General features: G+C 60.7%; 13 protein-coding genes. 6 read left to right on the top strand and 7 right to left on the bottom strand.

Features of this window, described 5'->3' with window-relative positions:
• Positions 1–20 precede the first annotated feature (20 nt).
• From MCP_RS00695 to MCP_RS00705, 3 genes are read left to right on the top strand one after another with little or no spacing between them, the layout of a single operon-like run.
• Positions 21–1,526 (top strand): homocysteine biosynthesis protein, encoded by a 1,506-nt coding sequence (locus MCP_RS00695; protein WP_012898884.1) that lies wholly within the window; start codon positions 21–23, stop codon positions 1,524–1,526.
• A complete protein-coding gene (locus tag MCP_RS00700; protein ID WP_012898885.1) occupies positions 1,523–1,912 on the top strand; it encodes a 4Fe-4S dicluster domain-containing protein in 390 nt (129 codons plus the stop codon). The genes MCP_RS00695 and MCP_RS00700 overlap by 4 nt, the downstream gene beginning before the upstream one ends.
• Position 1,913: 1 nt before the next feature.
• Entirely contained in the window at positions 1,914–2,627 is a 714-nt protein-coding gene (locus tag MCP_RS00705; protein WP_012898886.1) for a UPF0280 family protein, read from the top strand.
• Here MCP_RS00705 and MCP_RS00710 read toward each other — a convergent pair.
• Entirely contained in the window at positions 2,624–3,325 is a 702-nt protein-coding gene (locus MCP_RS00710) for a glycosyltransferase (protein WP_012898887.1), read from the bottom strand. The two genes, MCP_RS00705 and MCP_RS00710, sit on opposite strands and share 4 nt — an antisense overlap.
• A gap of 164 nt (positions 3,326–3,489) precedes the next feature.
• Here MCP_RS00710 and MCP_RS00715 point away from each other — a divergent pair, with 164 nt between their 5' ends.
• Complete coding sequence (locus MCP_RS00715) at positions 3,490–4,254, top strand: hypothetical protein (protein WP_012898888.1); 765 nt, start codon at positions 3,490–3,492, stop codon at positions 4,252–4,254.
• Between the two features lie 8 nt (positions 4,255–4,262).
• Here MCP_RS00715 and MCP_RS00720 read toward each other — a convergent pair whose 3' ends face one another.
• The 3 genes from MCP_RS00720 to MCP_RS00730 form a co-directional block, all read right to left on the bottom strand.
• Positions 4,263–6,239 carry a DUF460 domain-containing protein gene (locus tag MCP_RS00720; protein WP_012898889.1) on the bottom strand — a complete coding sequence of 659 codons (1,977 nt, stop codon included), beginning with the start codon at positions 6,237–6,239 and terminating at the stop codon, positions 4,263–4,265.
• Between the two features lie 195 nt (positions 6,240–6,434).
• Positions 6,435–7,205: a nickel pincer cofactor biosynthesis protein LarB gene (gene larB, locus MCP_RS00725; protein ID WP_128566947.1), complete on the bottom strand. Its 771-nt coding sequence runs from the start codon at positions 7,203–7,205 to the stop codon at positions 6,435–6,437.
• A gap of 60 nt (positions 7,206–7,265) precedes the next feature.
• Positions 7,266–8,294 carry a polyprenyl synthetase family protein gene (locus MCP_RS00730; RefSeq protein WP_012898891.1) on the bottom strand — a complete coding sequence of 343 codons (1,029 nt, stop codon included), beginning with the start codon at positions 8,292–8,294 and terminating at the stop codon, positions 7,266–7,268.
• Positions 8,295–8,397: 103 nt separating this feature from the next.
• On the opposite strand from MCP_RS00730, the gene minD reads away from it, so the two are divergent.
• Both minD and MCP_RS00740 read left to right on the top strand, forming a co-directional pair.
• The gene (minD, locus tag MCP_RS00735) at positions 8,398–9,615 is read left to right on the top strand and encodes a cell division ATPase MinD (RefSeq protein WP_231845122.1); all 1,218 of its coding nucleotides are present in this window, start codon (positions 8,398–8,400) and stop codon (positions 9,613–9,615) included.
• Positions 9,616–9,637: 22 nt separating this feature from the next.
• The gene (locus MCP_RS00740) at positions 9,638–10,498 is read left to right on the top strand and encodes a DUF72 domain-containing protein (RefSeq protein ID WP_012898893.1); all 861 of its coding nucleotides are present in this window, start codon (positions 9,638–9,640) and stop codon (positions 10,496–10,498) included.
• A 3-nt stretch (positions 10,499–10,501) separates the two neighbouring features.
• On the opposite strand, the gene MCP_RS00745 is transcribed toward MCP_RS00740, so the two are convergent.
• From MCP_RS00745 to MCP_RS00755, 3 genes are all read right to left on the bottom strand, one after another.
• Complete coding sequence (locus MCP_RS00745; protein ID WP_012898894.1) at positions 10,502–11,224, bottom strand: twin-arginine translocase subunit TatC; 723 nt, start codon at positions 11,222–11,224, stop codon at positions 10,502–10,504.
• 72 nt (positions 11,225–11,296) lie between these two features.
• Entirely contained in the window at positions 11,297–12,475 is a 1,179-nt protein-coding gene (locus tag MCP_RS00750) for a glycosyltransferase family 4 protein (protein ID WP_012898895.1), read from the bottom strand.
• 18 nt (positions 12,476–12,493) lie between these two features.
• Complete coding sequence (locus MCP_RS00755) at positions 12,494–13,711, bottom strand: glycosyltransferase family 4 protein (RefSeq protein WP_012898896.1); 1,218 nt, start codon at positions 13,709–13,711, stop codon at positions 12,494–12,496.
• Positions 13,712–13,803: the final 92 nt, after the last annotated feature.

Below are 13,803 nucleotides of genomic sequence, written 5' to 3' on the forward strand. Positions count from 1 at the left end.
AACAATAGTAAAGTGGTATTATGGTTCGAAGAACGATCGAAGAGATCAACGATAAGATCAGAGACGGCTCCGTTAACGTGGTCACCGCTGAGGAAATGACCACGCTCGCGCAGGAGCTGGGCGTTAAGGAGGCGGCGAAGCAGGTGGACGTCGTGACGACGGGGACCTTCGGCGCCATGTGCTCTTCGGGCGTTTTCTTCAACTTCGGGCACTCCGACCCTCCCATCAAGATGCAGAAAGTGTGGATGAACGACGTGGAAGCGTACACGGGCATCGCGGCCGTCGACGCATACCTCGGGGCCACGCAGCTATCCGAGACGAAAGGCATGGAGTACGGGGGCTCGCACGTCATCGAGGACCTGCTCCAGGGCAAGGAGATATGGCTCAAGGCCACGGCCTACGGCACGGACTGCTATCCGCGTAAGCGCATCGACACGTCCATCACGTTAGATGATATGAACACGGCGACCATGGTCAACCCCAGGAACGCCTACCAGAAATATAACTCGGCGACGAACTGCTCGTCCAAGACGATATACACTTACATGGGCACCCTGCTCCCGAACTGCGGCAACGTCGCGTACAGCGGCGCCGGCGTGCTCTCGCCACTGTCCAACGACCCGGGGTACCGCACCATCGGCATCGGCACCCGGATATTCCTGGGCGGGGCCCAGGGCTACGTGGTTTCCGAGGGCACCCAGCACAGCCCGTCCGGCGGGTTCGGAACGCTGATGGTGACCGGGGACCTGAAGAAGATGAGCCGGGAGTACATAAGGGCGGCCGCCTTCTACAAGTACGGCACCACCATGTACGTCGGCCTCGGCATACCAATACCCATACTGGACGACGAGATCGCGAAAGCGACCGCCGTGAGCGACGCGGACATCACCACCACCGTCTACGACTACTCCACGCCCCGGCGTAATAAGCCCGCCCTCCGGGACGTCACTTACGAGGAGCTGAAGAGCGGCATGATCGACCTGAACGGCAAGGAAGTCAGGACCTCCTCGCTTTCGAGCTTCTACAAGGCCCGCCAGGTGGCGAGCGAGCTCAAGGCGCAGATCAAAAAGGGCAAATTCTTCCTCTCGCTTCCTGCCCAGACCATCCAGGCGCAGGGCTCGTCGAAGCCAATGAAGCAGACCCTGGAGATGCCCCTCATCAAGGACGTCATGGCCCCGGTCGCGACCATCACGCTGGGCTTCAGCGTCCACGAGGCCGCCAAAAAGATCATCCAGGACAAGTTCAACCACCTCCCGGTGGTGGACGAGAACAGCCGCCTCGTGGGCATCGTGACCTCGTGGGACGTGTCCAAGGCGCTGGCGCTGTCGAAGAGCGACAAGCTCGCCCCGATAATGACCCGGAACGTCATCACCGTGGCCCCCGACGACCCCGCCGACCTCGCGGTCAGGCTCCTGGAGAAGCACAACATATCCGCCCTGCCGGTCATCGATAAGGATAAGAAAGTCCTGGGCATCGTGACGGGCGAAGGCTTGAGCAAGCTCATCTCGAGGGGGGTGCAGCCATGAAATTATTATTGCGCTTTAACCCGGAAATCATCAAGAAGCCCATCATCGCGGAGACGGTGCTCGAGACGGGCATCCTGCTCGACATCGAGCGGGCCAGGGTCGAGGGCCCGAAGGGCGAGATCGTGCTCAACGTCCCCGACGATAACTGCCGCCAGGTCGTCGACATACTAAAACGCAAGAAGGTCGACGTGGTCCGCCTGGACGTGCCCATCACGAAGGACGAGGAGAACTGCGTGCACTGCGGCGCCTGCGTCGCAGTCTGCCCCGTCGGCGCCATCGCCTTCGAGTACGACTGGCGGGTGCGGATGGACGAGAAGGCCTGCGTACAGTGCGGCAACTGCGTGACCGCCTGCCCCGTGAAGGTCATAAGGCTCTCCGACAATTGATATGCTGACCAGGAAATACCAGGTGAAGGAGACCATCGTCACCGTCACGGCCGACGAGCAGTACCATCCGGTATGCCTGGCCTCCATCGGGCGCTCCCGGAGCGACCTTGAGCGCCACATCCTGGAAGACCCCTTTTTTAAGGTCACATTCGAGCCGTACGAGTGCCCTCCCGGCGCCCCTGAGGTCGTTAAACGCATGGTCGACGCCGCTTCCCGGGTCGGCGTGGGCCCCATGGCCGCCGTGGCGGGCACCATCGCGTGGCTCGCCCTGGAGGACATGGTGAAGGCCGGGTGCACTTACGGCATCATCGACAACGGCGGGGACATCGCCCTCATTAACGACCGCACGGTGGTCGTGGGCATATATGCCGGAGAGTCTCCAATAAAAGGCTTTGGCCTGGAGATCGGTCCCCGCGACCACATTCTCGGCGTGTGCACGTCCTCGGCCACCGTGGGGCCCTCCATCAGTTTGGGCAATTCCGACGCCGCGCTCATCATATCGGAGGACGTGTCCCTGGCGGACGCTGCGGCCACGGCCCTGGGGAACCGCATAGTCGATAAAGAGTCCCTGGCGACGGCGTTCGACTTTTTAAAAAGCATCCCCGAAGTTAGCGGGGCCATCGGCATCATCGGAGACCGCATGGCCACATACGGCCGCCTGCCAGAGATCGTGAGGGCAGACGTCGATCAGGGAAAAATAACGAAGGGCGATTAGCGGATTGGCTCGAAGAGCTTCCCGGCCGTCCCCTTCGTGTGGTACTTGATGGTGTTCGACGTGTAGAAGGAGAGCATCTTCAGGTAGCCCCACTCCCTGACCCGCCTCGTGGACACGTAGACCACGGCGTCGGGGTTGTAGACGAACTTGCCCAGCTTTTTTATCCGGTTGCAGAGGTCCACGTCCTCGGCCGTGACAAGCTTCGTGTTGAATCCCCTGACCTTGTTGAACGCCTTCCTCCGGACGGCGAAGTTCGAGCCGGGCACGGAAGGCTTGTTGATGTTGACCATGAACTGGGAGTACGGTGGCAGCACGTAGTTACAAAAATCGTTCTCGATGCGGTTGCCGTCCAGCGGGAGCAGCTTGCCGTGGGCGCCGACGACCCGGCAGTCTTCCAGAGACGCGGCCAGGTTGCTGAGCCAGTCGGACGGTATGTACGTGTCCGCGTCCGTGAAGGCGAGGATGGAATACTTAGCGGCGTGAGCGCCCGCCTGCCTTCCATAGGCTATCGTGTCCTTGCGGTCCACGATCACGCGGTCCGCGTGCCTGCCCGCGATGTCGACGGTGCCGTCAGTGCTGCTGCCGTCGGAGACGATGACCTCGTAGTTCCCGGGGAAATCCTGGCACTCGAGCGACTTCAGGCACGTCTCGATATATTTCTCTTCATTATAGGTAGGAATGATGACTGAAATGTCCATGCTTCTCACCACATGGTCGATAGTTGTGATAAACGAAATACCCGGTCCAAATTTACGCTTTTACATACATAAGGCTTACGAATTTAAATAATGTTCGCGCTCGCATGCCATGCGCTTACTATATGGTTTCACTTATATAGTTTAGTGGATAAAATGCTCCGCTGATGGAACGCAGGAGCCTGTACGTGCATGCGGCAGCCGCCATCGTGCTGTTGGTGCTGCTCATCGTCTCCGTAGTCGAGTACTACGATATTACCTCTCTGGACCGGCAGCTCGGCGTTTACCAGAAGCAGCAACAGGAGCTCTCCAGGGTCTTCGCCGTGGAGCACGCCCTGGACATGGACGCCGCGCAAAGGGCCTGGATAGCCGCCAACCAGCAGGAGTACATATCGCTGAAGAACGCAGGCATCACCGTCCGGGCGGACTCGGTAGTGACGGGCTCGTACGCCCTCATCCTGGACCTTCGGGACCCGTCGGGGACGAGGGTGGACTCGACGCCGGGCGACGTGTCTCCCGGGGCGGCCGTGGTATACCTGGGCCAGTACTACGACGAGAACATGACCAGGGTCCCGGGCTGGGAGGCCTCGTACACGGTCAACACGACCACCCACGCCGTCTCGGGCCTCACGCCCCTGCTCATCCAGAACATCGCCTACGAGTACTATACGAGTAGCCTGGCCCCGGACATATACCTGAGCCTCGGGGTCTCCGCAGGCAGCATCACCGGCTCTACCGCAAGATCTATCGACTGCTCGAGGCTGGACACGGGCGACTGGATGGACGTCACGGAGCACAAGTACTCGCTCAAGAACGTCGACATCCGCGAGTACCTGCTCATAAAAACGTACGTGAACGCCACGACCCAGGGCGTCACGGGCGTGGACATATCGAAGCCCTACTACGACAGCGTCACGGGAAGCAACTATTAAGACGACTTCTAGTCGGACGCCTTCGAGTCGTTCCGGTACTCCCTGGCCCGCTTCGCCCTGTACTCGTCGATGATGCCCAGGAGCTTCTCCTCCCTGCCACGCTTCTCCACGCCGGCCGCGTACGCCTTCCACTTCTCGATCGCCGCCTCCAGCCTGCCGGGGTCCAGGACCGCGTATCCGTCGACGAACTTCAGCGGCACGTCGTCCCTGGGCAGGACGGGCACCTTCGCCCTGAATAGCCGCTCCTCCGCCATGTGGGACATGGGCGTCCCCTTGATGACCGCCTTCACGCCCCTCTCGGCCAGCATGGCCGCCGCCTCCGCTCCTCCCCCGGCGTCCCTGACGAAGATGACGTCGCCTGCCTTGATGCCGAACTTCCTGTCGCAGTTCAGCACGGCCTCCTTCGACAGGCTCTCCACCACCTTGACGGGCGCCTTATCTCCCCTGAATTCCATGGCACGGATGTGCTTGAGCCTGTCCATGTTGGACTGGAGCTCGGAGTTACGCCTCTTGAGGTCCGCAGACTCCTTCTTGAGCCGGGCGATCTCGCCGTCCCTTATCGTTATCTCCCTGGTCCGGCGCACGTCATCGATGCCCTTGCTCTTTAAATTTCTAATGATCCGGTCCTGGGACGAGACCCTGAGCTCAAGGTGCTTCATGTCGCGCCTGAGGTCGCCCATGTAAGAGCGCAGGTTCTCCACCTGCTCCTCCTTCTGCTTCAGCCTGGCCCGGAGCTCCTCGAGCTTCGCGTCCGGCTCCGTCTCGGGGAGAATGGCCCCCCTCGGCCTCTCCGGGGCGGGGGGCGCGGTGAGCATGTCCAGGGCCATCTCGATGGGCTTGCCCTCTATGGCCAGCGCCTTCACATCGTTCGCGTCCAGGTGCGATGGCGTCTTCTTGTCGATCTGGGCGAACTTGTTCTTGTAAGTGTTAAAGGCCTTTACGGCCGCGGCCAGGGCGTCCCTCTCGTGGTCATTGCTGTAGCCCAGCGGCCTGGCGAGCCTCACTTTCTCCTCGACGGGTATGCGCTCGTTTGGCGTGAACAGGACTGCCTTGAATGCCCTCTTTATCTTTTCCACGGCGCCCGGCGGGGGCACCACGTCGGTCGCGATGACGACCGGGCGGCCCTTTTCGCTGATGTGCTCGATGATGTCGGGTATGGACGAGACCCTGGAGCTGGTGACCTCGACGAGCCGGCCGTTCAGGTCCAGTATGGCGACGGCCGTAGTGGTGCCCGGGTCGACGCCCACGATGATGTAGTCCCGCTTCCGCCTCTGGAGCGGGATGAACTCGATGGCCTCCTTCTCCACGCTGGTCACTGTGACCTGCACGTCCTCCTCCCTGGAGCTGTGGATGCCCAGGTCGGAGCGCCGGGCGTTCACGATGAACGTGCCGTTCACGTAGCCCCCGAACCCCTCGGTGATCGTCATGTCGTAGACGCGGTCCTTCAGCTTCGCCTCGATCTCCCGGACCTTTTCTCTGACCTTCCCCTGCACCTTGCGCCGGTACCGGTTCTGGCTCCACCCGCCCCTCCCGAGCGAGCGGCCGCGGCTGACCTTGATGACTGTCCTGTCCTCGAAGGCGGAAACGATGTACCCGACGCCCATGGACGCCAGGCAGGCGGCGGCGAACGCCTCCTCGTCGGGCATGACGGGGTTAAAAGTGATGCCGTTATCACGGCCCAGCTTCGTCAACGGCTCCTGGTGCTCGTTGCCGGTCACCTGCACGAGCTTTACCTCGGGAGGCAGCCTCTTCAGGAATCTAACAAGCTCCTTCCGGTTCTCTGCCAGCTCGGTGATGCTGTCCACGGCCAGGATGCCGGGGCGGTACTGCCTGATGAGCCTGAGCAGCTTAAAACGGCTTACAGAAGAGTATTTTTCTACGCTGCCGTTGAGGACTGCCACCGCATAGCGAGGGGCTTCCCTGGAGCGGCTCGAGCCTTTGACGATGTCCACGCCGAATATGGTCTGTGTGGTTTGTGCTGCCATTTTCGTATGATTCTGGGTATCTGTCGTATGTCACGGTTCAATAAGTTTTTGTTGGCCAGTTAGCGGCCGTCCTTTTATGAAAGGATTAACTCGTTGAACACCCCCGGATACGAGAATATCGAGAACCATCAGGCGCATGGCTCTTTCATCAAAATTAAATAGGCCGGAAATGTGATAAAATTAACCCTGTATTTTTTATTTTTTTCCATGCTTCATCTTTGCAATTAATGCTGCCGTGGCGCCGGCGTTGAAGCCGTTATCGATATTGACCACTACCAGGCCGGGCGCACAGGACTGGAGCATCGTGGTCAGGGCGCCCATGCCGCCCGCTCCCAGGCCGTACCCGATGCTCGTGGGGACGCCGATGACCGGGACCCCCACCATGCCCGCCACAACTGAGGGAAGCGCGCCCTCCATCCCCGCAACGACGACCACGCAGGCCACGTCCTGCCTTATCATATCCTTGAGCGGGTCAAGCAGGCGGTGGATGCCGGCGACGCCCACGTCGTAGCCCCTGATGACCGTGCAGCCCATGACCTCCGCTATCGTGGCGGCCTCCTCCGCGACCGGGATGTCCGACGTGCCCGCGGTGAGGACGCCGATCTTGCCGATGTGCTCCTGAACGCAGCCCCGGCGGTCGATGACGATCATCCGGGCCTCGGGCCTGTACATAACGCCATCCTCGCCTATACGCCTGACCACCTCGTCGTGGTACTTCTCCGAGGCGCGGGACAGCACGAGCATGCCTCTTTTAGCGATGACCCGCTCGACGATCTCGCCCGCCTTCTCGGGCGTCTTCCCCTCGGCGTAGACGACCTCCGGTATGCCCGAGCGGCACTCCCGGCTCATGTCGAAGACCGTGTGGTTACCGATCCTCTCCACGTAGTCCAGCCTTAGCAGGCGCTCCGCCATGTCGATGCCGATCTCGCCTGCGGCGAGCTTTTCAAGTACTTCTCTGGCGTCCATGCCGGTCACACATCTAAAAATGGTTTTAAAAATACTATAGCGTTAAGGGATAAAAATTTATCAGTAGTCCCGCTCGACCAGGAACCGCCCTATCGTGCGCAGCTTGTCCATCGGCCCCTTATGGAGCTTTAACCCGTCGAACTGGGCCATTGCCTCGTCCTTGTAGCGCTGTGCCTCGCTCTGGGTGTACTCCAGGGCCCCGGCCTCCGTGAGGATCTCGAACACCCGGGCGATGTCGCCGTCGGTGAGCTGCTCCTTCGCATAAATTGTTTTAAGCTCTGCCCTGTGCCTCGACTTCTCCATGGCGTACAGCACGGGCAGGGACTTCTTCTTGTTACGGATGTCGTTCTTCGCCGACTTGCCGGTGCTCTCCGGGTCGCCCCAGATGCCCAGGATGTCGTCCCGTATCTGGAAGGCGATGCCGATCTTTCGCCCGAAGGTCCCGAAGCGGCTTATGACGTCCCTGTCCCCGGTGGCGACCATGGCGCCGATGGCGGTCGAGGCCTCGATGAGCGCGGCGGTCTTGCCGCTGACCATGGTGATGTACTCGCCCACGGAGACGTCGCTCCTGCCCTGGAAGTCCATATCCAGGTACTGGCCCTCGCATAATTCGATGACGGTCTGGTTGAAGATGCGGATGATGTCCACCATCATCCCGGGCTCGACAGTGCCGTCCAGGTCGAGTAAAGAAAGGTTGGCCGCTATATCCATTGCGTCGCCGGTGTTGATCGCCTGGGGGACGCCCCAGAGCTTCCAGAGCGTGTCCCTGTGGCGGCGCTTCACGTCGCCGTCCTCGATGTCGTCGTGGATGAGAGAGAAATTATGCAGGAGCTCGACGGCCGCGGCCGCGGGCAGCGCCTTATTGCTATCGCCGGAGATCGCCTCGCAGGCGAGCAGGCACATGGTCGACCTCAGGCTCTTGCCCCTGGGGGCACGGCACTCCCTGAAGTCCTCGTCCAGCCAGCCCAGATGGTACATCATCATGTCGTACAGGCGCCCCACTCTTTTCCGGTTGTTGAGCACGGCCCGCATCTGGCGGTCCGTATACGCAGAGTACTCCTCGAGAATAGGCGTGACTGTATCGACCATGTTGACTCCCTGTTTTCAGTTGGCGTATAATCCTGCTGATATTAATATTCTTCGCAAATGACGGCAAGTATTATATGCAATAAAATGAAAATAAGTATATGCCATGCAGGATATGCCTACGCTGACGAAATACTGGGATGAGAAGAGGGGACGTATGTCGGTCATCCTCAGGAACGGGGAGCGGCCGCTCCGGGGCATCGTGGTGGAGGACGAGTACCCGGGGGCGATATCGGGCATCCTGTGCTTCGCCAAGTCGGGAGGCATCGCCCCCGTAGCAACGGCATCGAACGGTAAGATCATATGGAAGGTCGCCAACCTGGCCCCTGGCGAGCTGAAGGAACTAGTGTATACGTCGCTCACCAGGGACGCCCTGGAGGGCTATGCCCCTAAAAAGCCTACGGCGGCCGACGCGGCCCTGCTCGCCTCTATGGCCTCCCGTACCCCCAGGCTCGCCGGAGACCAGCCCGCAGAGGCCCCGGAGAAGGCCGAGGAGAAGCCGGCCCCCATGCCAGTTAAGGCGCCTGTCGAAAAGGCCGCAAAGAGGGCCGTGGTGATCGCGGTGGGCGCCGGAAAGGGGGGCACTGGAAAGACCACGTTCTCGATAAACTTAGGCGTCGCGCTGGCCGAGATGGGCCGAAGGACCATCCTCATGGACGCTGACGCCAGCATGAGCAACCTGTCCACGTACATGGGCATTGAGCCTCATACCCTGAAAACCACTCTGCACGAGGTGCTTGCGGGGGAGGCTGAGCCGGATAAGGCCGTATATAAGGCGTTCAACGATAACCTCCGCGTCGTGCCCAGCGGGCTCTCCATCGAGGGCTTCCTGAAGATGGACCGCTCGCTGCTCAAGGACGTCATAGAGTACTTCTCCAGGGACGCCGACTTCATCGTCATCGACACGCCCGCAGGGTATAACAAGGAGCTGGCATTGTCGTTGGCCGCCTCCGACCACCTTATCCTCGTGCTCAACCCTGACGAGGGGAGCATGACCGACGGCCTCAAGGTGCAGGAGATGGCCCGCATCCTGGACGTGAACATCCTGGGCATCGTGCTCAACCGGTACGACATGAAGAACCCCTTTTTTTCCCGCTCCCAGGTGGAGGCGCACTTCGGCTCGCCCGTCATCGCCATGCTGCCCGAGGAGCCCGGCGTGAGGCGCAAGGATAAGGTGCCCTCCGTACTTGCAGCCCCGTCAAGCCGGATGGCGGCGGAGGTCTACCACGTCGCAGAGCTCCTGGCCGGCCAGAAGGCGCCCTCGGAGAGCACGTCCTTCGTGTCCCGGCTCATGCTCGCGCTCTTCAATACGGCAGCTATTTAGCGTCCGGTGCCTAGTATGCTATGTGATCCTGGTAGGCACTTCCGGCTGGTCATACGACGACTGGGTGGGCGAGTTCTATCCGCAGGGCCTTGGCAGGGATAAGTGGCTCGAGTTTTACGCGAAGTACTTCCGCACCACCGAGATCAACAGCACCTACTATAGCTTTCCTTCGCCCGCCGTCGTCCAGAGCTGGATCGCCAAAGCCTCGAAGCTCGAGGCGTTCGAGTACTCATTAAAGATGCCCGGGCGGGTCACCCACGAGAGCCTCCTGCTGGACACGGGGCACGCCCTGGAGTTCGAGGCCAGAGTGCTGGCCCCGATGCGCGATGCCGGCTGCCTGGGGGCCGTCCTGTTACAGTTATCCCCTTACCTCATGCTCCACGATAAAGGCAGGAAGACCGAGCACCCGGAGCGCCTCAAAGCGCTGCTGGAGCGGCTCGACACCGGGCGCTTCGAGTACGCGGCCGAGTTCAGGCACCGCTCCTGGCTGGAGAACGGGGCCCTTGCCGGCGATACAGTAGACCTGCTCCGGGAGAGGAACGTCGCCGCCTGCGCCGTGGACGGCCCCTCCATGCCTCCCGTCGTCGAGAACACCGCCGGCCACGCGTACATACGGTTCCACGGCCACAATGACGACATCTGGTACAGGAAGGGCCCGGGAGATGGCCGCATGAACCGCTACGACTATAATTATCGCCCCGAGGAACTACAGCCCTGGAAGAAGCGGATGGAGCCGCTCCAGGGGGGAAAAGTCAGGGCCTACTTTAACAACCATCCCCACGCCAACGCCGCCCGTAACGCGAAGCTTTTCGAGTCCATCATGGGCGTGGAGTCGGTGCCCTTGAGCATTCAGAAACAATCGGACCTGTCCTCGTTTTTTTAATAATTATGCCTGAGGGGCGACTTTCGCCTTCGGCACCGTGAACCGCATGATGAACAGGCTGATCTCGTAAAAAATAATTAAAGGCACGCCCACCATGACCTGGGTGATCACGTCGGGGCTGGTCACCAGCGCCGCGACGATCAGGATGATGACCCACATGTGGCGCCGGTACTTCTTGAAGATCTCCGCCGGCACGAGGCCGGACCGGGCGAGAGCGTTCATTACCAGGGGCAGCTCGAAGACCAGGCCGAACACGAACGTCGTGAGCATGGCGAAGTTCACGAAGTCCGAGACGCGCCAGTTGCTGGCCACGCCGGCGTCGGTCGCGCTATTGATGAGGTACTGGAACACCAGGGGCAGCATCAGGAAGTACGAATAGGCGCATCCCACGAGGAAGAGCACGACCGCCAGGCCTGCGACGAGCACGACCATGAGCTTATTAATTTTAAAGCGCTGGCCCAGCTTTAAACGGCTCAAGTACCGATAGCCGTAGAAGAAAACGATAGGCAGCGCCGCCAGGATGCCGATGATGAACGACAGCTTGAGCTCCAGCATCATGAGCTCAAGGGGCTGCGTCTGGATGAGGTGGAAGCTGTCGGGGACGACATTTATAATAAGGTCATCCCTCATGCGCTCGATGATCATGCCCGTGAAGGGGAACGATATCGTGGCTATGATCAGTACATACAGGGCCAGGAACAGGATGCCTTTTTTAAACCGCGCCACCAGGGCCGCGATGTCCGTTAACGATGCCAGCTAGACCGCCCCTCGAATTATATCGGCTGTGAAAATAAATACTTAGGGGTTTGCGCGGCGCGAGAGGACGTCCTCGTAGACACGTTTCGTCTTCTCGGCGATGAGCTTCCAGTCCAGCCTCCTCTCGGCGGCCTCCCGGCCTTTCAGGCCCATGTCGGCCCGCAGGCGGGCGTCCGACAGAAGCGTATTGATCTTTTCGGCCAGCGCCTCAGGGCTCCCCGGGGGCACCACGAACCCGCTGGAGCCATCGTCCACGATCTCCCTCACCCCGCCCGAGTCTGTGCACACGACCGGCTTCCCGCTGGCCATGGCCTCGGCGACCACGATGCCGAACGGCTCGACCGTGGACGGCAAAATGAAAAGATCGCAGGCGCCATAGGCCTCCTTAAGCTCGTCCTCCTCCACGTACCCGGAGAAGACGGCGTTGCCGTCCAGCCCCAGCTCCCTGGCCCGGCGCCGGAGGCCGTCGCACAGGCTTCCCCGGCCCACAAGTACAAGCTTCGTGCCGGGATGCGTCCGGAGCACGCAGGGCATGGCCTCCAGCAGGTAGCCGATGCCCTTCTGGGGCACCATGCGGCCCACGAACAGCAGCATGTTGCCCCTGACGCCGTACCTCTCCCTGGCCCTCCCGCCGCCCCGGGGCCTGTATGAGTCCACGTTGATGCCGTTGTGGATGGTCACGATCTTGCTTTTATCCACGCCGTACTTCGCGATGTCGTGCTTCGTCCAGTCGGATACGGCGATGACCCTGTCGGCCAGGATGAACGGCCAGCGGCCGATGAGCCAGTCGTACGCGACGCCCAGCGTTCCGGCCGCAGAGGCCACGTGCTTTGGCCTGGGATTGTGGGCCGTCATGACGAACGGCTTGTTCTTCAGCCGGGCATACACCGAGGCCATGTTAAAGTCGATGAAGAAACGGTTGTGCAGGTGAATGATATCGAAGCCCAGCTCATCGTCGAGCCTCCCGAGGCGGAAGTAGAAGAGCGGCGACAGGACCAGCGGAGGCGGGTAGATCAGCGGGGCCCTGACGGCCCTGCAGGGCACTCGCCTCACGTCAACTCCGTCAATGTCCTCCCGCTCCGGCAGGCCGTTGATCCTGCCGGTGACGACGGTCACGTCCACGCCCTGGCGGACGAGCTCCCTCGATAGTTCGTACATGTGCTTCTCGATCCCGCCGGAAAAGGGATGGAAAAGCGCGTTGACCAGGCAGACCCTCATCATTTAAAAAAAGAAGGCCATTTATGTAACGTTGACGTGAGGATAATACCGGTTATTTTTTCTCCCGCCATTCTTTTTTTCCATGAGCAGGTCCTCGTAGACATGTTTTGTCTTCGAGGCGATGAGCTTCCAGTCGAACTCGTCCTCGGCGCGCCTCCGGCCCGCACATCCCATGCTTTTCATCTTCTCCGGGTCGTCCAGCAGGTCGTTTATTCTGTCGGCGAGCGCCTCAGGGCTCCGCATGGGCACCACGTAGCCGTTATATCCGTCTTTTACCAGTTCGGCGTTCCCGCCGGCGTTTGTGCACACCACCGGCTTCGAGGACGACATGGCCTCCAGGATGGCGATGGGGAGCACCTCCCACACCGAGGGTAGCACGAACATGTCGCAGGTACCGTAGGTCTCCTTTAGCATGTCCTCCGTCATGTAACCGGAAAAGATGACGCTCTTTTCCAGGCCCATGGCCCCCACCTTCTTCTTTAACGACTCCAGCGCGTTGCCACGGCCCACGAGGAGCAGCTTCGTGTCCGGGTGCTTTTCAAGGACGAGCGGCATGGCGTCGATGAGATATGGAACGCCCTTCTGGGTGATCATCCGGCCCACGAAAAGCAGCATGGGGCCGTCGATGCCGTACTGCTTCCGGACGTTCGTGGCCGCCGTGGGCCTGAACGAGCCCACGTTGATCCCGTTGTGCACCGGCACGATCTTCCTCTCGTCGATGCGGTACCTGGCGATGTCGTACTTGACCCACTCCGAGACCGCGATGATGCGGTCCGCCATGGCGAAGGGCCAGCGGCCGATCGCCCAGTCGTAGGCCGACCCGAATACGGATATGGGCAGCGATATGCCAAGAGGGCGGGCGTTGTGGATGGTCATCATGAAGGGCTTCTTTTTAAGCCGGGCGTATAGCGCGGCGGTGTCGAAGTCCACGAAGAACCGGTTCTGCAGGTGTATGATGTCGAAGCCGTTCTCGTCATCCAGCCTTTTCAAGTATAGCGCAAAGAAGGGGGACATGACGAACGGGGGCGGGTACAGGCCCGGCACCTTCACGCTCAGGCAGGGCACCCGGTGAACCTTCACGCCGTCCATCTCCTCGTAGGCGGGGGTGCCCTCGATGCGGGCCGTGACGATGGTCACGTCGACGTCCTGCTTCACCAGCTCCCTCGAGAGCTCGAGCATGTGCTTCTCCACGCCGCCCGAGAACGGGTGGAACAGCGCGTTGACCAGGCAGACCTTCATCGCATCACTCGTTTAAATTTACAGTTGTCCGTTCCATAAGACAGTGCGATATTTAATGATTGCGCAACTGACTAATACCTGCTAATCCAATA

Origin of the sequence: Methanocella paludicola SANAE (assembly GCF_000011005.1) — an archaeon.
GTDB classification, from domain to species: Archaea; Halobacteriota; Methanocellia; order Methanocellales; family Methanocellaceae; genus Methanocella; species Methanocella paludicola.